This is a genomic window from Pseudoalteromonas xiamenensis (assembly GCF_017638925.1).
Taxonomy (GTDB): Bacteria; Pseudomonadota; Gammaproteobacteria; order Enterobacterales; family Alteromonadaceae; genus Pseudoalteromonas; species Pseudoalteromonas xiamenensis.
The window spans coordinates 1,803,414-1,824,556 of sequence record NZ_CP072133.1 but is presented as its reverse complement, the minus strand read 5'-3'; the positions used below and the strand labels follow the sequence as shown (position 1 = coordinate 1,824,556).

General features: G+C 44.6%; 21 protein-coding genes and 2 pseudogenes. 15 read left to right on the top strand and 8 right to left on the bottom strand.

Annotated elements, in window-relative coordinates; all coding sequences use genetic code 11:
- Positions 1-49 precede the first annotated feature (49 nt).
- The 4 genes from J5O05_RS08830 (at position 50) to J5O05_RS08815 (ending at position 3,406) form a co-directional block, all read left to right on the top strand.
- Positions 50-529, top strand: coding sequence for an FxsA family protein (locus J5O05_RS08830; protein WP_208841760.1), 480 nt, complete (start codon positions 50-52; stop codon positions 527-529).
- 115 nt (positions 530-644) lie between these two features.
- Positions 645-932, top strand: a complete 288-nt coding sequence (locus J5O05_RS08825) for a co-chaperone GroES (RefSeq protein WP_208841759.1) — start codon at positions 645-647, stop codon at positions 930-932.
- A gap of 47 nt (positions 933-979) precedes the next feature.
- Positions 980-2,623: a chaperonin GroEL gene (gene groL / locus J5O05_RS08820; protein ID WP_208841758.1), complete on the top strand. Its 1,644-nt coding sequence runs from the start codon at positions 980-982 to the stop codon at positions 2,621-2,623.
- Between the two features lie 282 nt (positions 2,624-2,905).
- Positions 2,906-3,406: a DUF3016 domain-containing protein gene (locus tag J5O05_RS08815; protein ID WP_208841757.1), complete on the top strand. Its 501-nt coding sequence runs from the start codon at positions 2,906-2,908 to the stop codon at positions 3,404-3,406.
- A 56-nt stretch (positions 3,407-3,462) separates the two neighbouring features.
- On the opposite strand, the gene J5O05_RS08810 is transcribed toward J5O05_RS08815, so the two are convergent.
- Positions 3,463-3,756 (bottom strand): prephenate dehydrogenase, encoded by a 294-nt coding sequence (locus J5O05_RS08810; protein WP_208841756.1) that lies wholly within the window; start codon positions 3,754-3,756, stop codon positions 3,463-3,465.
- A gap of 72 nt (positions 3,757-3,828) precedes the next feature.
- On the opposite strand from J5O05_RS08810, the gene J5O05_RS08805 reads away from it, so the two are divergent.
- Positions 3,829-4,038: a hypothetical protein gene (locus tag J5O05_RS08805; RefSeq protein ID WP_208841755.1), complete on the top strand. Its 210-nt coding sequence runs from the start codon at positions 3,829-3,831 to the stop codon at positions 4,036-4,038.
- A gap of 7 nt (positions 4,039-4,045) precedes the next feature.
- Here the strand turns inward: J5O05_RS08805 and epmB are convergent, their stop codons facing one another.
- The gene (gene epmB / locus J5O05_RS08800) at positions 4,046-5,059 is read right to left on the bottom strand and encodes an EF-P beta-lysylation protein EpmB (RefSeq protein ID WP_208841754.1); all 1,014 of its coding nucleotides are present in this window, start codon (positions 5,057-5,059) and stop codon (positions 4,046-4,048) included.
- Positions 5,060-5,102: 43 nt separating this feature from the next.
- Between epmB and efp the strand changes: the two genes are divergently transcribed.
- Positions 5,103-5,672 carry an elongation factor P gene (gene efp, locus J5O05_RS08795; protein ID WP_208841753.1) on the top strand — a complete coding sequence of 190 codons (570 nt, stop codon included), beginning with the start codon at positions 5,103-5,105 and terminating at the stop codon, positions 5,670-5,672.
- A 69-nt stretch (positions 5,673-5,741) separates the two neighbouring features.
- Positions 5,742-6,704 (top strand): elongation factor P--(R)-beta-lysine ligase, encoded by a 963-nt coding sequence (gene epmA, locus J5O05_RS08790; RefSeq protein ID WP_208841752.1) that lies wholly within the window; start codon positions 5,742-5,744, stop codon positions 6,702-6,704.
- Positions 6,705-6,711: 7 nt separating this feature from the next.
- Here the strand turns inward: epmA and J5O05_RS08785 are convergent, their stop codons facing one another.
- From J5O05_RS08785 to J5O05_RS08775, 3 genes are read right to left on the bottom strand one after another with little or no spacing between them, the layout of a single operon-like run.
- Positions 6,712-7,932: a methyl-accepting chemotaxis protein gene (locus J5O05_RS08785; RefSeq protein WP_208841751.1), complete on the bottom strand. Its 1,221-nt coding sequence runs from the start codon at positions 7,930-7,932 to the stop codon at positions 6,712-6,714.
- 56 nt (positions 7,933-7,988) lie between these two features.
- Complete coding sequence (locus tag J5O05_RS08780; protein WP_208841750.1) at positions 7,989-8,681, bottom strand: glycerophosphodiester phosphodiesterase; 693 nt, start codon at positions 8,679-8,681, stop codon at positions 7,989-7,991.
- On the bottom strand, positions 8,678-9,550 hold the full coding sequence (locus J5O05_RS08775) for a DMT family transporter (RefSeq protein WP_208841749.1): 873 nt from the start codon (positions 9,548-9,550) through the stop codon (positions 8,678-8,680). The genes J5O05_RS08780 and J5O05_RS08775 overlap by 4 nt, the downstream gene beginning before the upstream one ends.
- Positions 9,551-9,941: 391 nt before the next feature.
- On the opposite strand from J5O05_RS08775, the gene J5O05_RS08770 reads away from it, so the two are divergent.
- The 6 genes and pseudogenes from J5O05_RS08770 (at position 9,942) to rlmB (ending at position 17,773) form a co-directional block, all read left to right on the top strand.
- Positions 9,942-10,853: a sensor histidine kinase gene (locus tag J5O05_RS08770; RefSeq protein WP_208841748.1), complete on the top strand. Its 912-nt coding sequence runs from the start codon at positions 9,942-9,944 to the stop codon at positions 10,851-10,853.
- Between the two features lie 280 nt (positions 10,854-11,133).
- Entirely contained in the window at positions 11,134-11,316 is a 183-nt protein-coding gene (locus tag J5O05_RS08765) for a hypothetical protein (protein WP_208841747.1), read from the top strand.
- A 242-nt stretch (positions 11,317-11,558) separates the two neighbouring features.
- A pseudogene (locus tag J5O05_RS08760) lies at positions 11,559-12,162 on the top strand (response regulator transcription factor).
- 119 nt (positions 12,163-12,281) lie between these two features.
- Positions 12,282-14,453, top strand: coding sequence for a hybrid sensor histidine kinase/response regulator (locus J5O05_RS08755; protein WP_208841746.1), 2,172 nt, complete (start codon positions 12,282-12,284; stop codon positions 14,451-14,453).
- 140 nt (positions 14,454-14,593) lie between these two features.
- The gene (gene rnr / locus J5O05_RS08750; protein WP_208841745.1) at positions 14,594-17,008 is read left to right on the top strand and encodes a ribonuclease R; all 2,415 of its coding nucleotides are present in this window, start codon (positions 14,594-14,596) and stop codon (positions 17,006-17,008) included.
- A gap of 18 nt (positions 17,009-17,026) precedes the next feature.
- Complete coding sequence (gene rlmB / locus J5O05_RS08745; protein ID WP_208841744.1) at positions 17,027-17,773, top strand: 23S rRNA (guanosine(2251)-2'-O)-methyltransferase RlmB; 747 nt, start codon at positions 17,027-17,029, stop codon at positions 17,771-17,773.
- Between the two features lie 67 nt (positions 17,774-17,840).
- Here rlmB and yjjG read toward each other — a convergent pair.
- The 3 genes and pseudogenes from yjjG to J5O05_RS08730 all read right to left on the bottom strand — a co-directional run bounded on the left by yjjG (position 17,841) and on the right by J5O05_RS08730 (position 20,070).
- A pseudogene (gene yjjG / locus J5O05_RS08740) lies at positions 17,841-18,525 on the bottom strand (pyrimidine 5'-nucleotidase).
- A gap of 2 nt (positions 18,526-18,527) precedes the next feature.
- Positions 18,528-19,067: an inosine/xanthosine triphosphatase gene (gene yjjX / locus J5O05_RS08735; protein WP_425281493.1), complete on the bottom strand. Its 540-nt coding sequence runs from the start codon at positions 19,065-19,067 to the stop codon at positions 18,528-18,530.
- A gap of 103 nt (positions 19,068-19,170) precedes the next feature.
- A complete protein-coding gene (locus J5O05_RS08730) occupies positions 19,171-20,070 on the bottom strand; it encodes a phosphoribulokinase (protein ID WP_208841742.1) in 900 nt (299 codons plus the stop codon).
- A gap of 139 nt (positions 20,071-20,209) precedes the next feature.
- Here J5O05_RS08730 and J5O05_RS08725 point away from each other — a divergent pair, with 139 nt between their 5' ends.
- Positions 20,210-20,731 (top strand): hypothetical protein, encoded by a 522-nt coding sequence (locus J5O05_RS08725; protein ID WP_208841741.1) that lies wholly within the window; start codon positions 20,210-20,212, stop codon positions 20,729-20,731.
- Positions 20,721-21,065: a hypothetical protein gene (locus J5O05_RS08720; protein ID WP_208841740.1), complete on the top strand. Its 345-nt coding sequence runs from the start codon at positions 20,721-20,723 to the stop codon at positions 21,063-21,065. Before J5O05_RS08725 ends, J5O05_RS08720 begins: the two co-directional genes overlap by 11 nt.
- Positions 21,066-21,143: the final 78 nt, after the last annotated feature.

The following is a 21,143-nucleotide window of genomic DNA, read 5'->3' as shown; positions in this document are numbered from 1 at the left end:
ATTTAAGACCGCCTAGCCCATAGATCGCTTTCATTACTCAGGAGAACTTATGTTTCGATTTTTATTTTTGTTGTTTATTGCAGTGCCAATCATTGAAATTGCATTGCTCATCCAAGTAAGTGAAGTAATCGGCGGTTTTTCAACTATTGCACTTGTGATCATCACCGCAATTTTAGGTGCGAGATTAGTAAAGCAACAAGGCGTTCATGCTCTTCGCTCAGTTCAAGGCGAAATGGCGCGTGGACAAATGCCCGCAAAAGAATTATTTGACGGTCTGTGTGTGGTCATAGCTGGCGTATTGTTGTTAACGCCTGGGATCATGACGGATGCATTCGGCTTTTTATTATTGACCCCGATGGTGCGTGCACATCTAGCAAGCCAAATTATGAAACACGCTACTGTGCATGTCGCTGGGTATTCGGCTCAGACATCTGGCTTTGAAAGTTACTCAGAACCAAGAGTGACACGTCCACAATCAAACTCGTCCAGTTCGAACACCATCGAAGGCGAATTTGAGCGAAAAGATTAAAAAATTTTTTAACTCGCCTCTTGGGTTTTCAACGAATACCCCCCATTAAAAGAGGCAATTAATTTGAAAAGAATTTTCTGTAGTTGATCAGAAACTGTTAGGAGAACTTAATAAAATGAACATTCGTCCTTTACATGATCGCGTAATCATTAAGCGTCTTGAAGAAGAAACCAAGTCAGCTGGCGGTATTGTTTTAACTGGCTCTGCTGCTGAGAAGTCAACTCGTGGTGAAGTTATCGCTGTTGGCAATGGCCGCGTGCTAGATAATGGTGAAGTGAGAACGCTTGAAGTTAAGGTAGGCGACACTGTGTTGTTCGGCTCGTACATTGAAAAAGCTGAGAAAATCGAAGGTCAAGAGTACTTGATCATGCGTGAAGACAACATCCTAGGGATCGTTGGTTAATTCGTCTCAACCCATTTTCAAACAACCGAATTTAGAGGAATTTAAACATGGCAGCAAAAGAAGTTCGTTTCGCAGGTGAAGCACGTGGCAAGATGCTAAATGGTGTGAACATTCTCGCAGATGCAGTAAAAGTAACATTAGGTCCAAAAGGCCGTAACGTTGTTCTAGACAAATCGTTCGGTGCGCCTGTAATCACTAAAGATGGTGTGTCTGTTGCTAAAGAAATCGAGCTTGAAGATAAGTTCGAAAACATGGGCGCACAAATGGTAAAAGAAGTGGCGTCTAAAGCGAATGATGCAGCAGGTGACGGCACGACAACAGCGACAGTACTTGCTCAAGCAATCGTGAACGAAGGTTTAAAAGCGGTTGCAGCGGGTATGAACCCAATGGACCTTAAGCGTGGTATCGACAAAGCCGTTGCTGTAGCGGTTCAAGAACTTAAAGCGCTTTCAGTGCCATGTGCTGATGCAAAAGCGATTGCACAAGTAGGTACTATTTCTGCGAACTCTGACAGCGAAATCGGCGACATCATCGCAACAGCGATGGAAAAAGTAGGTCGTGAATCAGGTGTTATTACGGTAGAAGAAGGTCAATCACTCGAGAACGAACTTGATGTGGTTGAAGGTATGCAATTCGACCGTGGTTACCTATCACCATACTTCATCAACAACGCTGAAAAAGGCGCGGTTGAATTAGATAATCCATACATCCTATTAGTGGATAAAAAAGTATCTAACATCCGTGAATTGTTACCAACACTTGAAGCGGTTGCTAAAGCAAGCAAACCACTACTTATCATCGCGGAAGACCTAGAAGGCGAAGCGCTTGCAACACTCGTTGTGAACAACATGCGTGGCATCGTGAAAGTAGCGGCGGTTAAAGCACCTGGTTTCGGTGACCGTCGTAAGGCGATGCTACAAGATATCGCTATCCTAACAGGCGGTACGGTGATCTCTGAAGAAGTAGGTCTAGAACTTGATAAAGCAACAGCAGAAGACTTAGGTACTGCGAAGCGCGTTGTGATCACTAAAGATGACACAACGATTATCGATGGTGCGGGCGATCAAGGCGCGATCGACGGTCGTGTATCACAAATCAAAGCACAAATCGAAGAAGCAACGTCAGATTACGACAAAGAAAAACTTCAAGAGCGCATGGCTAAATTAGCTGGCGGTGTAGCGGTTATCAAAGTAGGCGCTGCAACTGAAGTTGAAATGAAAGAGAAGAAAGACCGCGTTGAAGATGCGCTACACGCAACACGTGCAGCGGTTGAAGAAGGCGTAGTCCCTGGTGGTGGTGTTGCACTTGTACGAGTGGCTGCAAAAATCACTGAATTAACGGGTGATAACGAAGACCAAAACCACGGTATTAAAGTTGCACTTCGTGCGATGGAAGCACCTCTTCGTCAAATCGTGACAAACGCGGGTGATGAAGCATCTGTGGTGGTAAACAACGTTAAAGCAGGTGAAGGTAACTACGGTTACAACGCAGCAACAGGTGTTTACGCTGACATGCTAGAAATGGGTATTCTTGACCCAACTAAAGTAACGCGTTCTGCACTGCAATACGCGCCGTCAGTTGCTGGTCTGATGATCACAACTGAAGCGATGGTTGCAGAAGTACCGAAGAAAGATGCTCCAGCACCTGATATGGGTGGCATGGGCGGAATGGGCGGCATGGGCATGATGTAAGCCCTTACGTTCAATCGTTCAAAAAACCCGACTTTAGGTCGGGTTTTTTGCTTTTAAGCGGCCATTAAGTTTGGATGATCTTAACTCATCGTATAAGGGTAATAAGTCACTTCAGGCTTTTGATAGACGGATTACGTTGTCTTAAAAATCGCCCAAAGTAATGTTACGTGGTATAAGTTGTTATCGAATGTTGTAGGGTGTCGGCGTTTGTCTTAGTTTGTGCCACAGTAAGTCAAATGCAGTCCTATTCTCGTGTACTGATTCCTTGCTAAGGAGGCTCAAATGAAAGGTTCGTTTTTTACTTTGCTTGTTGCAGTTGGATTGTGCCACGGTGCAGCACAAGCTGCTGAAGTTGCCGTACAGTGGAAAGACTTCAAAGAATATCGCGATGTATATCCTTCAAACGAAGCGCGAGGCGGCTATCATAAGCGTATTGCCACTCAATTCGAAAAGCACTTGAATAAGCTCGCTGAACAGCTGCCTGCAGGCTATAACCTTGCAGTGAGCTTTGATGACATTGATTTAGCGGGTGATGTTCACTACGGACGCAATGATATTCGAGTAATAAAGCCGATTCATTTCCCAAGTCTAACAATCAGCTATACGCTAAAAGATAACAGCGGCAAAGTGCTGTCTGAAGGGCAAGCCGTTCGCTTAAAAGACATGTCCTTCATGGACCGATCAAGACTCGGTGACAATGAATCATTCCATTACGACAAACGTTTACTAAGTGAATGGTTTGAGCAGACAATATTGCCTGCTACCACTAAGTCAGCGAGCTAACATAAGACCAATTCTCACTCGCATATCCGTTGATAGAGAATTGGTATAGATGCAACTTATTTGAAGCTTGCAAGCAGACTGTGAAGTTGCTGCATTTTAGCGACAGTGTGCTTTAGTTTTTCTTGGTCCATATTATCCTCTTCGCTGAGCGCTGAAACGTCGGCAGCTACATCGAGGACGTAAGGTTTAAAGCGCTTTGATTCGACGTTGAATCCAGCGTCTTTTTGAAAAAGTGCGGCGAATTTGCCGTGACCTTGGCGCTGGAGTTCATCCAGTTTTTGGTCCGCATCTAAAGCTTGGCGATACAAGACCTTAAGGTTTTCGTTCAAGTGTTCGATGACCGATTGCATAATTAACCTAAAGTTTCCGCTAAAACGGCCGATAGTCTACGTGGATTCAAACAAAATGTCAGGTACATGCTTATGAATATTTCCGGAAGTAACCTTCCTGTAATGTCTGGTATGGGTCAAAGTGGCGAAGTATACAGCGCTTCATTGGCTAAAAAACAGCAGCAAGCAGATGGTCGAGCAGCACTTGCATTGATTGAAGCCGCAGGGTCTACAGCATCAGCTCAAAGCCCCGCTAAATCAACCACTGCAAGTTTAGGGAACAACATTAACGTTTACGTTTAGTCGTTCCTTACTGTAGTTGTAAATCAATCGGTGTCTTACTTCGTTTGCCACCGATTTCTCTTACTAACTTCGGTACCAAAAAGCCCGGTAGCGTCTCGAGTAACCCAGCCATCAGTAGACGCGCCTCTTTTTCTTCCACATCAAAATGACTCGCCCCTTCAACCTTGTCGAGTAAATGCAAGTAATAAGGCAGTATATCTGCGTCAAACAACGCCTCGCTTAGTTCAGCTAAACAGTCAACGGAATCATTAATTCCTTTAAGCAACACCGTTTGGTTTAATTGCGTTACCTGTGCAGCCTTTAGACGCTGGGCCGCCGCTTTAAAAACCTCGTCAATTTCGTTGGGATGGTTTATATGGTGAACAAACACGACCTTAAGTCGAGAGGTACTAAAGCGCGCGCACAGCGTGTCTGTAATTCGCGACGGAATAACCACCGGAAGGCGCGAATGAATGCGTAGACGTTTAACGTGAGTTATTTGCTCTAGCTGCGTCATAAACCAATCAATCGAATCGTCTTTTGCCATCAGCGGATCTCCACCGCTTAAGATCACTTCGTTGATTTTGCTATCCGAATTGATGTACTCAAGCGCATTTCTCAAACCTTGTTTGTTAATTTGATTGTCTTGGTATGGAAAATGGCGTCTAAAGCAATAGCGACAATTAACGGCACAGCCTGTTTTGAATAACACCAATACGCGTGATTGGTACTTGTGCAAAAGCCCTGGGATGGCGCTTTCTTGCTCAGCGAGAGGGTCTTTAACGTATCCCGCTTTTTGCAGAAATTCAGTATGAAGGGGTAAAACTTGACGGAGCAATGGGTCATTTGGGTCACCTTTTCGCATTTTTGCGATAAAAGGTCTCGGTACACGCATTGGAAATAGTTGTCTAGCCGCTACATCCTTTTCGCCAAAAAAGCTATCTATTTCTAAGGTTTGCATTAACTCTTTAGGGTCGGTAACCACATTTGTTAATTCTTTTTGCCAGTTATTGTGCAAATGAACTTCATTTCTTTGTATCATTACGGGGATAGCAACTCAATATATAGAAGATTTAGAGGATACGATGGCGAATTATAGCACCAACGAATTCAAGGGCGGTTTAAAAATTATGATCGACGGCGAGCCTTGCTCGATCCTTGAAAACGAAATGGTTAAGCCAGGTAAAGGCCAAGCATTTAACCGCGTAAAAATCCGTAAGCTAATCTCTGGCAAAGTGCTAGAAAAAACATTTAAGTCAGGTGATAGTGTTGAAGGCGCAGACGTAATGGATCTGGATTTAGCCTACTTATATACTGATGGTGAATTCTGGCACTTTATGAACAACGACACATTTGAGCAAATCGCTGCAGATCAAAAAGCGGTTGGCGATAACGTGAAGTGGTTAGTTGAAAACAACATGTGTACTATCACACTTTGGAACGGCAATCCGATTGCGGTAACGCCACCAAACTTCGTAGAGCTTGAAATCACGGAAACAGATCCTGGCCTAAAAGGCGACACAGCTGGTACTGGCGGTAAGCCTGCAACACTCACCACTGGTGCAGTTGTACGTGTTCCATTGTTCGTACAAATCGGCGAAGTGATCAAAGTTGACACGCGTAGCGGTGAATACGTGAGCCGTGTAAGCAAATAAATGATTTTGACTTACGAAAATCCCGGTTAGCCGGGATTTTTTTTGGATGGAATTTAGGAGTAAATCGTCATGTGGCAACCAAGTGCATCCATCGACACGCTCAAGCAGCGCGCAAGCATGCTGGCACAAGTGCGAGCCTTTTTCACGGAGCGCGGCGTATGGGAAGTTGAGACACCCATTTTAAGTCAAGCAGGCGTTAGTGACGTCCATTTACGTACGTTTGAAACGACGTTTGTAGGCCCTAGGTACGCGCACGGTTTACCTTTGTTTCTTCATACCTCGCCTGAGTACGCGATGAAGCGCTTAGTGACTGCGGGCAGTGGTGCAATTTTCCAGATCTGCAAAGTGTTCCGTAATGAAGAAGCGAGCAGTCGGCATAATCCTGAATTTACGATGTTGGAATGGTATCGACCGGGTTTTGATGCTTTCGCATTAATGGCGGAACTTGAAGCTCTTATCATCGACTTGCTGAAATGTGGCAAAGCAGAGTATTTGTCCTATCAGACGGCATTTAACATGCACTTAGGGGTGTGTCCTTTGACTGCGGACGTTGCAACATTAAAGCGATTGGCCAGCGATAAAGGCTATGCAGACATCGCCGAAATTGAAGATGACAAGGACACGTTGTTACAGCTGCTTTTTTGTATGGAAGTCGAGACTCAAATAGGACAGGAAGTGCCTTGTTTTGTGTATGATTTTCCAGCTTCACAAGCGGCACTTGCCCGAGTAAATCCCGAAGACACACGTGTTGCAAGTCGATTTGAATTGTATTTTCGAGGACTTGAACTGGCCAATGGTTTCGATGAGTTGACTGACGCGACGGAGCAAAAAGCACGTTTTGAACGTGACAATGCGCAAAGACAGGCCATGGATTTGCCCTCTGTCGATATCGACACTCGCTTTATTGCTGCATTGGAAGCCGGTATGCCAGATTGCGCTGGTGTTGCGGTTGGTTTGGATAGGGTCATGATGCTGGCATTTAACAAACCAACCATAGCCGATGTGCTTTCCTTTGACGTAACCCGAGCTTAGGCTCGGGTTATTTGACAAAGCGCTGTAGATCTTTTTGGGTATTCTCACTTAATCGCGCCGCTTGCTTGCAGGCTGTGACGGCGGTGTCTACGTGTGTTTTGGCATCTTGTCCTAGTTGAACAATTTGCTCGACGGTTTGATGTGTGCGAGCTTGTGTATTTTCGAGTTGGTGTACTGCACTGACAATGGCTTCGAGTTGTGATTGATTGTGCGCAAATTCTTTTGTCATTGCATCAAAGCCGTTTGACGTATCTCGAATGGCTTTCTCTGCACTGCTGGAGTGGGCTATCAACTGTTCGGATTCTTGATTGGTTTCACTCACCAACACATTCATTTGATTGATAAACTCGCTGATCTGCCTCGTGGCGTTATTCACTTTGACTGACAAGTTACGCACTTCATCAGCCACCACGGCAAAACCACGTCCTGCTTCACCTGCTCGGGCGGCTTCAATCGCGGCGTTTAACGCCAGTAAGTTGGTTTGGTCGGAAAACTCTTCCACCATTTTTAGAATACTGCGAATGTTTTCACTGTTTTCACGAAGGCCTGACACGGTGGTCGAAAACTTGCCAAGCAACTCCGTGATTTTTTTCACTTCTGCCACAAGCGCAGTTAATTCTTTTGCGGAATTACGCACAAATCCTAAACTTTCGGTGTTGGCTTGATAGACACCATCAGTATTAACCACAATGCTTTGCAAACTCTGGGTGACTTCATCGCTGGCGGCAATGATAGTATCACCTTCTCGGATTTGTTTTGCACCGAGTTGTACGGTGGTTTGCATCGCATCAGTCACGCTGTGTGTACTGGTCGCCGCCGCTTTCGCACTTTCATAGCTGTCGGCCAACAATTTACTCAAGTTGCTCGTGAACGCGTTGTATTGCTCGGAAAGATCACGAAACTCATCAAAAGTGAATTGTGGTAATTTGGCGTTAAGATTGCCATTTTGGTGATTGATTTGAATAAGTTGGTCGCGCATTGCTCGCACGGGACGCACGATAAGATAGCACATGTAAAACACGGTAAAAGCAAACGCAGACAAGGTCACGAAAACCAGTCCCCAGAACCAGCCAACGGTTTGAGCCGTCTCACTTAGTGCCTGATAAAGCCAGTAAAAGCTGACTAATTGGAAGAGCAACACAAAGGCTAAGTTACCAACAATCTTCCGTGTAAGCGTAAAGAAAAAGTGTTCTTCTATTAAGTTATAAATGCGCATGTACCAACTCATTGTAGGGCGGCCTCGATTGTCCATTGCCCTAAAGTATTAGTTATTTATTCAAAATATCAAGTACTTAAGAATATTTTTGCCTGGCATGGATAATTACTAAAAATGCCATCAACGCCCAAGGATTTAAGGTGTTCGATGTCTTTTTGCTTATCGACCGTGTAAGCGTAGACTTTAAGTCCACGCTGTTTTGCGTCGTTAACAAAATCAGTATTAATAAACTCTCGGTCGACATGCAAACTAAATGCGTTCAAGTCTTGCGCAAATTTCGCGTATTCAAGAGGAATACTTGCCGTTAATGCGCCAATTCGTGCGGCTGGGAGCAATTCTTTTACGCGTTTCAGTAGCGGGTGATTGAATGACGAAATAAGCAACTGTTCAATGCGGATAGTCTGGTCATCAAGGTTACGCAAAATGAGGTCAATAAAACCTTCGATATTTGGTACCGTTTTGAGTTCAAGATTAATTTCTAAGCGCGTACCGACAAGGTCAAAGACTTGCTGGAGAGAAGGGATCGCTTCACCTTGGCCTGCATCAAATTGAGCCAGCTCCGCTGCGGTGTAATCCGAGACTTTACCATCACCCGATGTTGTCCTATCCAACCAAATGTCGTGTAAAACAACGAAATCGTCTTTGCAGCTTTGAATATCGATTTCAATACCGTCAGCTTGGCTTACGAGCGCGCCTTGAATTGCACTCAAGGTGTTTTCGGGGAAGTTACCACTGGCTCCGCGATGGGCAAAAACCTTCATTTTTTACCTCGTGCCTTTTTTGAAATTGACCAAGTTTCATAAAATGCGGCGCTTATTACCAATAAACCACCGACTAACGTGGTTAAGGTTGGACGCTCAGATAACAGCATAAATGCCAGCACAGTTCCATACAAGGGTTGCAAGCAGGATATTAAACCTGCGGTGGTGGCGGATAAGTGTCGCAAGCTTTGCGCAAACATGGCATGAGGCAAAGCGGTAAAAACAACCCCCGCGAGTAGTAATAGGTATACGCTGGGTTCCGTGAGTGCTTGAGGAGGAACTTCAACAAATGCGCACAGCATCAGTGCTGCGACAAACGTTTGATATAACATGGTATGTGGGCCACTGTAGGCGGAGAAATACTTCTTTTGGAGAATGTTGCGAAGCGCAAAGAACGCGCCAGACACAATACCCGTGAGTATGCCAAGCGTTACGTCATTGCCTAAATTAGCCTCAGGGACAAGCAAATAAATACCAAAAAGAACAACCACAGCAATCAAAATGTCTTTAAGCTGTGGCCTTGTTTTAGCAAACAGTGGTTCTAAGAAAACCGTCATCACAGGATAAGTAAAAAACGCAATGATCCCGATGGTCACTCCTGCCAGTTGCATTCCAACGAAATAAGTCACCCAATGCAGTCCAACCACAACACCCAACATAATCGCAACAAAATAGTCTCTGCGACTGTCGAGCTTAATGGTTTTGCGCTGAATAAGTCGTAACGCTAATAACGTACAACCCGCGATGGCTGTTCGATAGACCGTAATGTCTAAGGCGCCGAGATCGATTAATTTAGAAAAAAGAGCCGTACCACCAAAGAGTAAGACGGCTAGGTGTAATAAAAGTAAGCTTTGTTGTTCTATGCGCATGAGTGAGGGGGGATCATTTTTTGGCTCATGATAAAGGCTTTTTGTGTCGGTTTATAGTGTTGACGAAGTAGACGGGTGAGAATGTTGTGACAGTTGTCACTCGGATTCTGATATGGTTTCCCTATAATGGATAAATGTGATTGAAAAACGTTACGACTTTTTCATTTCGCGAAAACCGAATCGTATTTTTGTTTCCGATGGAGCTTCACCATGCGTTGGCAATCTCATTCAATGCAATTAGCCACCCCAAGTAGACAATTTTGGAACTGGGTACTCTTTAATTTTTTCGGGCTTTTACTTTTTACCATTGGTAAATACTTGGCATAAAGTCTCTACGTTTAATCTCATTATGCAGGTTGTTATCTACCTTGTGTTTGTTGGGTTATACGCAGTGGCTTTATATCAGCGTGGGGCGCGAGTTTTCCCTATCCTCGTTTTGATGTTTTCGGTGTGTTCTATCGGCTCGTTCTTTACTTACGGTACCCATAGCATGTTTGGGTTTATCGCTTACTTCTGTGGGTTCAGTTTTCTTTTTCCTTTCAACTTACTCATGCTGGCTTTGCTGCTTGCGGTGGTCGGCATAAATGCCGTGTTGATCCTACCGGAAATCAGTTACTTTTATTTGGGGCCTGCTGGCCTTTTGAGTATAGGTTTGTTCGCATTCGGTTGGATGGAGCAGCGTGAGCGAGTCCATCGCAAGAAAGAAAAGCAATCGCAAGAACAACTTGAACAATTAGCTGCGATTGCTGAGCGAGAGCGCATTGCGCGCGATTTACATGATGTATTAGGGCACTCATTGGCCTCGATAGCACTAAAAGCAGAACTTGCGAACAAACTCTTATTGTCCAATCAAACGGAGCGTGCGCAGTCTGAAAGTGCACAAGTGGCGCAATTAGCTCGGGAGCTATTGAGTGAAGTGCGCGAGGCTGTCAGTGGGTTGAAAGCAAAAGGGCTTCGAGCGGAAGTGGATAGTACGGAATCGTTGCTAAAAAGTAAGGCGATTGACGTCGAGATTGAGTTGGATGAGGTTGCGTTAAATGCCAAACAGGAAACCACTTTGGCGATGGTGTTAAGGGAGGCCACGACTAACATAATCAAGCACAGTAGTGCCCAGCATGTGTCGTTAAAACTGTGGCAAGAACAAAACAACGTACATTTCCAAATTTCGGACAATGGCACATGTCAATTGCTCAAATTTGGTAATGGTTTGAATGGGATTAAGGAACGTGTTGAAGCGTTAGCAGGAGACATTAATTTGTCGACGGACAAAAATGTAACCATGACAGTGCGGTTACCCGTCTGAAATGAGACGTTAAGGTAGTGAGGTTTTTATGCGTTTTAGTATCTCTAATTGATTGAAGTTTAATGTTTTCTATCTTTATTTCAAAGGGTTGTGGGTTTGGCTGACACGGTTGTGAGTTAAATAAATGACCTCATGCAATTTATTTTTGCTTGAGATGTTGCAAGAAGAATATATCTAAAAATTTAGCAGATTGTTAAATTGTTGTTCTTTATACCTAAAGATGGTACTTTGAGGTACTCTTTTGAAAAAGGGTACAAATGAACAATAAGGAAAATAAAAAGTGAAATTGAAATTACAAAAAAAACTACTTAAATCCCTATCTAATAACGCAGCACTAAACGCACAAGTAACTCCTCAAGTAGCTGGTGGCGTTAAGCAAACCGAATGGTGTAGCATGGGTCCAAAATGTCTAGTTACGAATACCTGCTATCCAACGGATAAAGTTGGCTGTACGGAAATGTAATATCAGTTCGTGATGCGAACGTAGTTCGTATCACGTTTGCTCTTCAACTGCGCTTCATTCAATTCCATCTTTTAAACATGCCAATCGCGCTATTTATTATGTAGTAATAAATTTAGATAAATCTTTAAATCCTTGTTTATAAATGATAACTAGGCATTATCCCGAGTTCTAATCGATCTGTTTGGGGGATAGGGCTACTACAGAGTGTTGGCGAGAGACAAATTTTACGGAAGGGAAAATGTATGATTAAAGTATTAGTGGTTGAAGACCAAGCTTTGGTTCGAGGGGCGATAAGTGCCTTGCTGGGCCTTGACCCACATATTGATGTGATTGCTGAAGCAAGTAACGGCAAAGAAGCACTGCAATCACTACAAGAACACACACCAGATATTATCTTGACCGACATTGAAATGCCGGAAGTCACCGGACTTGAATTGGCCGAACATCTAAACAAAAGTGGCCATAAGGCAAAAGTCGTGATCATGACCACTTTCTCTAGAGCGGGTTATATTCGTCGAGCACTTAATCACGGAGTGCGGGGTTTTGTGTTAAAAGAAGCGCCAAGTGAGTACCTCGTTGATACCCTAAAAAAAGTCATGCAAGGCCAAAAAGTCATTGACCCTGAAACTCGCCATAAATGCGTTAGATGATGCCGATCCTCTGACTGAGAAGGAGCGTAAAGCATTAAGACTCGCAGGCGAAGGAATGACAACAGCACAAATTGCTAATAATTTGTATCTTGGGGAAGGGACGGTCAGAAACTACCTTTCTGAAGCAATATCAAAGCTTAATGCGACAAACCGAATTGATGCAGCACGAATTGCTAAGCAAAAAGGATGGCTCTAACGGATTTCTGGGTGCAGAATTTGCTTAAATTAAACGATACGGGTTTATCTGTTCCTCGATTAACGATAAAATTACGTCTTTCGTATTAGTTTTTATTATTGGTTTGTTGAATTTTTATCATGAAAGAACTGCTGCTATTACATGTAGTCATCACGTTATGCTCTTGTGTGAGTACGGTTTTCTTATGGTTAAATTGGCGTATTCATCGCAATTTGCACGGTACGAAAGAGTGGGCGCTTTATGGCGCAAGCCTTACTCTGGCCAACGCGGCGTTAACGTTACAAGACTATTTACCAACTCAATGGATGGTGTTGCTAGCCAACTTATTCACCTTTGGTTGCAGTTACTTTTTTGCAAAAGGCACAGAAACATTTTATGACAGGCCAGTTTCGGCACGCTTGTGGTTGGGCCTTATGTTGGTTTGCATACCCACGCTGTGTTGGTTTGCCCTTATCGACCCGAATATCCAAATACGTTTATCGATAAATTATCTCGTGTCGTCTGTGAGTTTGTTTATTGCACTTCGCGCACTATTAATGTCGACAATAATTTCAAGACAAACCATCGCTGAGAATGGTTTGATGTTTTCTATCGTCGTGATCTGGTCAGCATTGACGGCTCGCGTGGTCATGCTGGCTGATTTTAAAGCCACAGACAGTGTACTTACTCCCAATCTTGCCAATGAAATCTTTGCGGTTGCCGTTGCGATTGTGCCTTTAGTTGTGGGTTTTTCGATGTGTTTGCTGTGCAGTGCGAAACGAGAACGAACGCTTTCAACACTGCAAGAGCAGGCGAGTTTAGATGCAGATAGAAAAAGTCGTTTTCTCGCGATGTTAAGTCATGAACTGCGCACACCTCTAAATGCGATTGTTGGCCATGCACACATGCTTAAGCGTATACCACATGAGCCAGCCAAGCATGCACAACTGTGCGATACGATTGAACACGCCGCTTTATCGTTGGCTGATTTAGCAAATCAAGTCTTGTTGCAAGCAAAAGGCGAGGTGACACCTGGTCAGCATCAATCCACTACCCTTAAAGCGATGGTGGAGCCTTTGTTTAAATTGTTACGCCCTTTGTCTATTCAGAAAGAGCTACATTTCCATTATGCCATCACGCCAGGGTTTCAAGATTTACATTACTCCTTGGTCAAAGAACCCGTTCAACTTGTGCTGAAAAATCTTCTATCCAATGCGATTAAGTACACGGATAAAGGAGAAGTGATGCTGTCTATCAGTGTTGAGCAGCAAATCGGCAATAATGTGCGTCTGACATTTGCGGTATCCGATACTGGACCAGGGATTTCGGACGAGCTGCTTGAGAAGATTTTTGATCCGTTTGTGACCGGGCAACTTGTTGAAAATATTGCGGATGGGGCTGGCTTGGGGCTGGCACTTTGTCAGCAGTTGCTTAGCAATGTTGGGAGCAGTCTCGATGCAGAGTCAGTACTCGATGAGGGCAGTTGTTTCCGTTTTTCCATTGAATGTGAATTGAGTGAAAGAACCCCAATTGCAATGGAATCTGAACTCAGCCCAATGCCCTCTAGTCGGATGATGTGCAATGTCCTTGTGGTTGAAGATGTAGAGTTAAATCAGAAAGTGATTGAACATTATCTTGAGCTTGCACATTGCAACTATCGAATTGCAGGCGATTTACGACAAGCGAGCCAATTCTTGACTGAATACGCCTTTGACGTTGTGTTACTGGACATGCGTTTACCTGATGGTTATGGGTTAGATTGGTTGACTGAGATCGTGCCCAATCTCACTGTAAAGCAAAAACCCTGTTTTATTGCGTTAACCGGTGATGTCTCGCAAATGGACCGAATTGCGTATCAACGCGCAGGGATCTTTGGCTGTTTAGATAAACCCATCGAACCTCAAGTCTTGTTTAGTCTCTTGCGTCAAGCGTTGGGCGAGCCTCTCGAAAAACAAAGTGGACTACTCGATTTAACTGCAGTTGACCATTTATTATCTGTGGTAGAAGAACACTATTTACAGACTAAGTTAATGTATCTTTCTGATACCTATGACTATGAAATTGCGCAATTGCAAGGTTTGGCGGATATTGGTGCTGAAGAGGCATTGACTGAGAAGTTAGATAAGTTAGTCAGTGAAAGTGCCGCTTTGGGCATGCAGTCGCTGACAGAAAAATTGAAGTCATTAGCGGAAATTGAAAATGGGGTTGAGAATTACAATTGGTCTGAACTTCGCGTGTGCATCAAACAAAGTTTAGAAGAACTGAAACAGTATTGCCGAGAGTTCCGAGCGAAAGAAGCAAGTCCTGATTAAGCACCAAATCGGCTGGCTATTTAACGCGTTAATTAGGCCACCTTTCCCCTGTTTATACAACGTAAAAGCATTGATCGATCTGTCGCGGTTGGTGGTTTTACGTTACACTAGCTAGCATAATGCAGTGAAAAAGAACGCGCATGTCAAAACAAGACCCATATCTAAGTCGTGAACAAGAAAAATACGATAACCCCGTTCCCAGTCGTGAATTTATTTTAGAGCATATCGCCAAAGCTGGTAAGGCAACGTCGTTTGCCGATCTGTGTAAAGCAATGAATGTGCTTGATACGGAACGCCAAGACAACTTTAAACGCCGACTACGCGCCATGGAACGTGATGGTCAATTGCATTTTAATAAATTCAAACGCTATGTGATCCCAACGGATGATGGCTTAGTGAAAGGCCGAGTCATTGGTCATCGTGATGGGTTTGGATTTCTTGAGGTCGAAGGCGAGCCAAAAGATTGGTTTATTGCAAAACATCAGATGCAATCAGTCATGCATGGTGATTGGGTGCTTGCCAAAGCGGCCAGTCGAGGTTCGGGCGGTAAAGTCGAAGCACGTATTGTGCGTGTGTTGGATGGCGAACGTTCACCGATCATTGGTCGATTTTTCAAAGAGAAAGGTACCTCTATAGTCGTGCCTGAAGATCCGCGTATCACGCAAGAAATTATCGTATTACCGGGTGGTGAAGGCGGTGCACGGCACAATCAAATGGTGCAAGTACAAATCACTCAACCCCCTTCACGGAATATGAATGCGGTCGGCAAAGTAATCGATGTACTCGGTGAACATATGGCTCCGGGTATGGAAATCGAAGTTGCACTTCGAAACCATGACATCCCTCATGTGTGGCCGGAAGCCGTGCTTGCGCAAGTTGCACCGTTAGGCGAAGAAGTGGACGAAGCTGCGAAAGCTGAGCGCGTTGACTTGCGTTCACTGCCACTGGTTACCATTGATGGTGAAGATGCCCGAGACTTCGATGACGCTGTGTTTTGTGAGCGCAAAAAATCTGGCGGTTGGCGCCTTTGGGTCGCAATCGCTGATGTGTCGCACTATGTGACGAAAGGCAGTCCGCTTGATCTCGAAGCGATAGAGCGTGGTAACTCAGTGTATTTCCCTGAGCAAGTCATCCCAATGTTGCCAAAAGTGCTATCAAATGGACTTTGTTCGTTGAATCCGCAAGTAGACCGTTTATGTATGGTCGCAGAAATGACGATTGCGGATTCGGGTAAGTTATCAGGCTATAAATTTTATCAAGCGGTGATGAACTCCCATGCTCGTTTGACCTACACCCAAGTACATCAAATACTGCAAGGTGACGAAGTACTCCGTGAGAAATATCAAACGCTAGTGCCGCATTTGGTCGATTTACACCAGCTCTATATGACGTTGAAAGCAACACGCTTAGAGCGAGGGGCCATGGAGTTTGAAACGTTAGAAACCCGTTTTGTGTTCAATGCTCAGCGTAAGATTGAAGCAATTGTTCCTCTTGTGCGTAATGATGCTCATAAACTAATTGAAGAATGCATGATTTTGGCCAACGTAGCGGCGGCGAAACTGTTGGAAAAGCATGAAGCGCCAGCGTTATATCGTGTACATGATGAACCAGACCAAGAAAAGCTCAGTCATTTTAGACAATTTTTACATGATCTTGGGGTAGAAAACAGCCTACCACTAGATCCATCACCGATTGAGCTGAGCAATGCTATTAGTTCGCTGGGTCCACGTCCTGAATTGGAATTAATTCAGACCATGTTGCTTCGCTCAATGAAGCAAGCGGTGTATCAAGCGGAAAACATAGGACACTATGGTTTAGCGTTACCTGCTTATGCGCACTTTACATCTCCGATTCGTCGTTACCCAGATTTAGTGGTTCATCGCGCCATCAAAGCAATTTTAGCGGCTCAAGGGCAAGTGGTTTCAGGCGCATTTGCCTATGAAACAGAAGAAGTAAATCAGCTCGGTGAGCAATGTTCGACAACAGAACGTCGAGCTGATGATGCGACGCGTGAAGTTGCGGATTGGCTGAAATGTGAGTTCATGCAAGACCATGTTGGCAGTGAATTCACGGGGGTTGTCTCTTCGGTGACGAATTTTGGCTTGTTTGTGCGTCTCGACGATTTCCAGATTGACGGCATGATCCATGTCAGTACGCTGGGTCAGGAATATTTCCATTACGATGGAGCTAAACAAGTGTTGGTGGGTGAGCACAGCAAAACGGTGTTCCGTTTGGGTGATAAACTGACGGTTCAGGTTGCTTCTGTAAGCTTAGATGACAGGCGCATCAACTTGGTGTTAGCGGGAGAGGCAATACCTGATCGCTACGCGCGTCGCAGCCGCCCGAAGGGCGATAGTAACAAGTCGTCATCAGCCAAGAGTGTCCGAGAGCAATTACGTGTTGGTGATGTACCAGGTAAAAAAGGTAAGAAACCAAGCAAAAAAGGCAAAGTAGCAAAGTCGACCGGAAAAGCAGGCAAAGACACTAAAAAGTCTGTGAAGAAGACCAAAGCAAAACGCCCGGGTAAAAATGCCCGAAAACGCAATAAAGCTTAATTCAGGAGAGACATTGCTGTGAGCAGTGAATTGATTTTTGGCTTCCATTCGATAGAAGCTATTTTGGCAAAAGAGCCTGAGCGCTTTTTAGAAATTTACGCACTAAAAGGACGTGAAGATAAGCGTCTCAATCCGGTACTTGAGCAAGCCCGTCGTTTTGGCATTTCTGTGCAATTTATGCAGCGTGCGGCTTTAGATAGAAAAGCGGATGGTGAACAGCATCAAGGGATCATCGCAAACATTAAGCCGGGTAAAACTTACAATGAGCGTGATTTAGATACCATTTTGCAAACGAATACTTCGCCGTTCTTTTTGGTGTTGGATGGTGTCACCGATCCACATAACTTAGGCGCCTGTTTACGAAGCGCAGATGCGGCAGGCGTACATGGGTTAATTGTACCAAAGGACAAATCCGCAAAGCTGAATGCTACGGCGCGGAAAGTGGCTTGTGGCGCAGCAGAAACGGTTCCGCTCATTCAAGTGACGAATTTAGCGCGCACACTTCGTGATTTGAAAGAAGCGGGAGTTTGGATTGTGGGTACTGCCGGTGAGACGGACACCGAGTTGTTTGACGCAAGTTTAACCGGACCTATTGCGATAGTAATGGGGGCCGAGGGCGATGGGATGCGTCGCTTAACGCGTGAGCACTGCGATGTTTTAGTCAAAATCCCAATGGTCGGTAGTGTATCGAGTTTAAACGTATCGGTTGCGACTGGTGTGTGCTTATTTGAAGTTCTACGTCAACGTAAAGCGGTAGCCGTTTAACGACAAGAAATTTGAAAAGCGCCTTTTGAGGTCACTCGAAAGGCGTTTTTTCGTTTAGTTATAGCGATTAGTAGCCAAATCCAAGCAACAAATCCTCCAACTCTACCAACGAGTTTACCGTGTAGGTTGGCAGGATTGCTTCAGGGCAAACCGCGCCGGGATGTTGAAGCCAGCATGAATCTATGCCGAATTGGTTTGCACCTAAAATGTCAGATGCCGCTGTGTCACCAACCATAAGCACTTTCGCTTTATCGGGATTGCCGAATAGATTGAGTGTGTGTGCGAAGATACGTGGATCCGGTTTGGCACAACCAATCAGTTCCGAAATGACAATATGTTCAAAGCTATCTTTTAAGCCCGTGTGTGCGAGACGTCTTTCTTGCAGCGCAGCAAAGCCATTAGTGATAATGCCAAGCGATGCTTTGCCTTTTAGGCGTAGGAGCATTGAACGAGCCTCCCGGTAAAGGCTCACATATGCTTGCCATCGCATTTAAAAAACCTTCATTCAGTTCTTCAGGCGAAACCCCCAAGCGTTCTCCCCAGGCTTTAAAGCGGGTAACTTGTAACGTGCGGGCATTGATTTTACCATTCTGGTATTCCACCCAGAGCGGCGCGTTGACGGCTTGATAGGCTTTGTTATCGTTTTCTGTGAACTCAACGCCGTACTCTGCAAACAAGGTTTTAAGACCGAGGAAGGCATTGAAACTAAATAAGGTTTCGTCAGCATCGAATAAAATGTGCGTGTACTTCAAAATTACACTCCTATATACAGCTCAGGAAAGTTAAAAGGCGCCATCGCGAGGGTTAAGGCTTGCGTATAGGTACTTTCTCGTGTCGCATGATGATGTGTAAGCAGTCCAATTGCACCGCCTTTTTGCTTCACGTTGGTGGTATTAAACGCGTTGTCCAACACATTACCAAGCTCTTCACCACTCAGTAGCGCCTGATAGAAAACTGGCGGCAAAGGCAGATTCGAGCTACGTCCAATACTGGTGTGGTCACGATTGGCGATAACGACATACGCAAAGGTTGCTGGACCGAAAGAAAAGTCAGCGGCGCCACCTTCCATTGCACAGTAGAAATCAGCGTCATGATTGGCTTGTAAAAAGATCACACGATTTTCTGCGCCAATACGGGTTTCATCTTCACCAATTGGTTGATCCGGTACTTTGCTCGGAGCATGAAGGCCTAGGCAATCAATTTCATGATCTGGGTAATACAATTCGAAAACGGTTTTTGCCGCGACGACTTTGACCGGATTTTTTGAACCCACAAGAATTTTTAATTTTTTCACGACGCATCCCATGCAAGTAAAACAAGCTCGTAGTTTACGAGCTTGTATGCAATGGCACAACAGCGGAGCGGGTGAGAATGTTCGAAGAAAAGGTTGGGTGTATTTAGATAGGTAAATCAACTGGCGCCATGTTTTCAAGCGCGCGTTTTTTGACAAGTAAATCGCGAATAAGCGGTGTAAGTACCAACTCCATTGCCAAACCCATTTTCCCGCCAGGTACAACGAGTGTGTTGATACGAGACATAAAACTGCCATCTATCATTTGCAGATAGTAAGGGAAATTTACGTCTTCAATGCCACGAAACCGGATCACCACAAAGCTTTCGTCAAGCGAAGGAATATCTTTGGCACTAAATGGATTCGACGTATCCACAGTTGGTACGCGCTGAAAGTTAATGTGGGTGCGCGAGAACTGTGGTGTGATGTGCTGAATATAATCGTCCATACTGTTGACGATGGAACTCATCACTGCCTCACGAGAGTGACCTCGCTCATTGGTATCACGGATCAGTTTCTGGATCCATTCGAGGTTAATAATTGGCACCATGCCAATGAGCAAATCGACGTGCATCGCGACATCATGTTGCTCCGTCACCACACCACCATGTAGCCCTTCATAGAACAGAATATCTGAGTTTGTTTCTAATTCTTGATAAGGCGTAAAGGTACCGGGAAGTTGATTATAAGGAACCGCTTCATCGAAAGTATGAAGGTAACGTCTGACTTTCCCTGCACCCGTAGCGCCATATTCTTCAAAAAGAGACTCTAATGCGCCAAAGTCATTGGCTTGTTCGCCAAAATAACTAATGTGTTTACCCGTTTGGATAGCTTCTCGTTTGAGCTTATCCATTTCTGGGCGAGTAAAACGATGGAAGCTGTCTCCTTCAACGTAGGCAGCTTTAGCATTAAGACTTCGGAAAATGTGTTTAATAGCACTGGTTGTCGTTGTTGTCCCTGCACCTGAACTACCTGTAATCGCGATGATGGGATGCTTGTCTGACATAATTTCCTCGGAACGTGTAAGTTTAAGGCAGGGCAAATTGCCAGCCTTTTGGATGACGTCGCAGATCAACATATCCTAAGTTTTGTGATTTGTCACCCAAGCCGTTATGATGGAAAAAATGGACAAGTGAGATGGATATATGAACTACCTAACCTGCTGCGTAACCGCGTTGTTGCTACCATTGAGTGTTAATGCGAGTCAAATTTTTCTAGCTAAAGCGAAAGATAATGTACTGCAAGTAACGGCCATTACAAGTGATATTGGTTACCATAACCAACCGCTTATCGCTGCGAATGGCGTGTATTTTACAGGCGAAGCCGGCAATGAAAAAAATACGCAAACGGACCTGTTTTTCTATGATTTTCAGTCTCAACAAACTCGTAATCTCACTAACTCATCGGTAAGTGAGTTTTCTCCAACATTGTATCCTTATGATGCAGGGCTTTCGTCGGTTGTTGTAGAACCCGATGGCACACAGCGCCTGTGGTTTTACCCTTTTGATACGTCTAAAAAACCGCAGCGGTTATATGATGATTTGAAGCCGGTGGGTTATCATGCATGGGGTGCAAAAGACGATATGATTTTGTTTATGCTCGGTGAGTCCCCATTATCTCTACTACAGCGACAGAGCATCAACGCACCGACAAAAAATGGCCAATGACATAGGCCGAAGCCTTTCGTACAACGCAGCTGCACACGCGTTTTCTTTCACGGTTAATGCGGATTCCCAGCAATGGTTTACAACGCTTGATGACGAAAACAAACAAGTACAGCGCCGTTTTGCCTTGCCGGAACAAGTACAAGACTACACATGGGTGGATGAAAATCACATCGCCTATGCCATTGGTGCGAAGGTTTTTCGACGCAATGTCAGCAATCCAACAGAAATTCAACCTTGGTACGATTTTGCAGAATATTGCGGTCAGATAAGTAGAATGAATTATCTTAACGAGACTCTGGCATTTGTGTGTGAACAGCGCTCAAACGAGCAATAAGGCACCTGCAGAACGTCAATATTGTTGAGCGAGCCTCCAAGGGTTTTAGGTTGTTGCCCACATAAATTCTCGGTATCA

What these genes read in the sequence shown, in the direction of transcription:
- J5O05_RS08830 (WP_208841760.1), top strand. Translation starts at nt 50, where the DNA reads ATGTTTCGATTTTTATTTTTGTTGTTTATTGCAGTGCCAATCATTGAA.
- J5O05_RS08825 (WP_208841759.1), top strand. Translation starts at nt 645, where the DNA reads ATGAACATTCGTCCTTTACATGATCGCGTAATCATTAAGCGTCTTGAA.
- groL (WP_208841758.1), top strand. Translation starts at nt 980, where the DNA reads ATGGCAGCAAAAGAAGTTCGTTTCGCAGGTGAAGCACGTGGCAAGATG.
- J5O05_RS08815 (WP_208841757.1), top strand. Translation starts at nt 2,906, where the DNA reads ATGAAAGGTTCGTTTTTTACTTTGCTTGTTGCAGTTGGATTGTGCCAC.
- J5O05_RS08810 (WP_208841756.1), bottom strand. Translation starts at nt 3,756, where the DNA reads ATGCAATCGGTCATCGAACACTTGAACGAAAACCTTAAGGTCTTGTAT.
- J5O05_RS08805 (WP_208841755.1), top strand. Translation starts at nt 3,829, where the DNA reads ATGAATATTTCCGGAAGTAACCTTCCTGTAATGTCTGGTATGGGTCAA.
- epmB (WP_208841754.1), bottom strand. Translation starts at nt 5,059, where the DNA reads ATGATACAAAGAAATGAAGTTCATTTGCACAATAACTGGCAAAAAGAA.
- efp (WP_208841753.1), top strand. Translation starts at nt 5,103, where the DNA reads ATGGCGAATTATAGCACCAACGAATTCAAGGGCGGTTTAAAAATTATG.
- epmA (WP_208841752.1), top strand. Translation starts at nt 5,742, where the DNA reads ATGTGGCAACCAAGTGCATCCATCGACACGCTCAAGCAGCGCGCAAGC.
- J5O05_RS08785 (WP_208841751.1), bottom strand. Translation starts at nt 7,932, where the DNA reads ATGAGTTGGTACATGCGCATTTATAACTTAATAGAAGAACACTTTTTC.
- J5O05_RS08780 (WP_208841750.1), bottom strand. Translation starts at nt 8,681, where the DNA reads ATGAAGGTTTTTGCCCATCGCGGAGCCAGTGGTAACTTCCCCGAAAAC.
- J5O05_RS08775 (WP_208841749.1), bottom strand. Translation starts at nt 9,550, where the DNA reads ATGCGCATAGAACAACAAAGCTTACTTTTATTACACCTAGCCGTCTTA.
- J5O05_RS08755 (WP_208841746.1), top strand. Translation starts at nt 12,282, where the DNA reads ATGAAAGAACTGCTGCTATTACATGTAGTCATCACGTTATGCTCTTGT.
- rnr (WP_208841745.1), top strand. Translation starts at nt 14,594, where the DNA reads ATGTCAAAACAAGACCCATATCTAAGTCGTGAACAAGAAAAATACGAT.
- J5O05_RS08730 (WP_208841742.1), bottom strand. Translation starts at nt 20,070, where the DNA reads ATGTCAGACAAGCATCCCATCATCGCGATTACAGGTAGTTCAGGTGCA.
- J5O05_RS08725 (WP_208841741.1), top strand. Translation starts at nt 20,210, where the DNA reads ATGAACTACCTAACCTGCTGCGTAACCGCGTTGTTGCTACCATTGAGT.
- J5O05_RS08720 (WP_208841740.1), top strand. Translation starts at nt 20,721, where the DNA reads ATGGCCAATGACATAGGCCGAAGCCTTTCGTACAACGCAGCTGCACAC.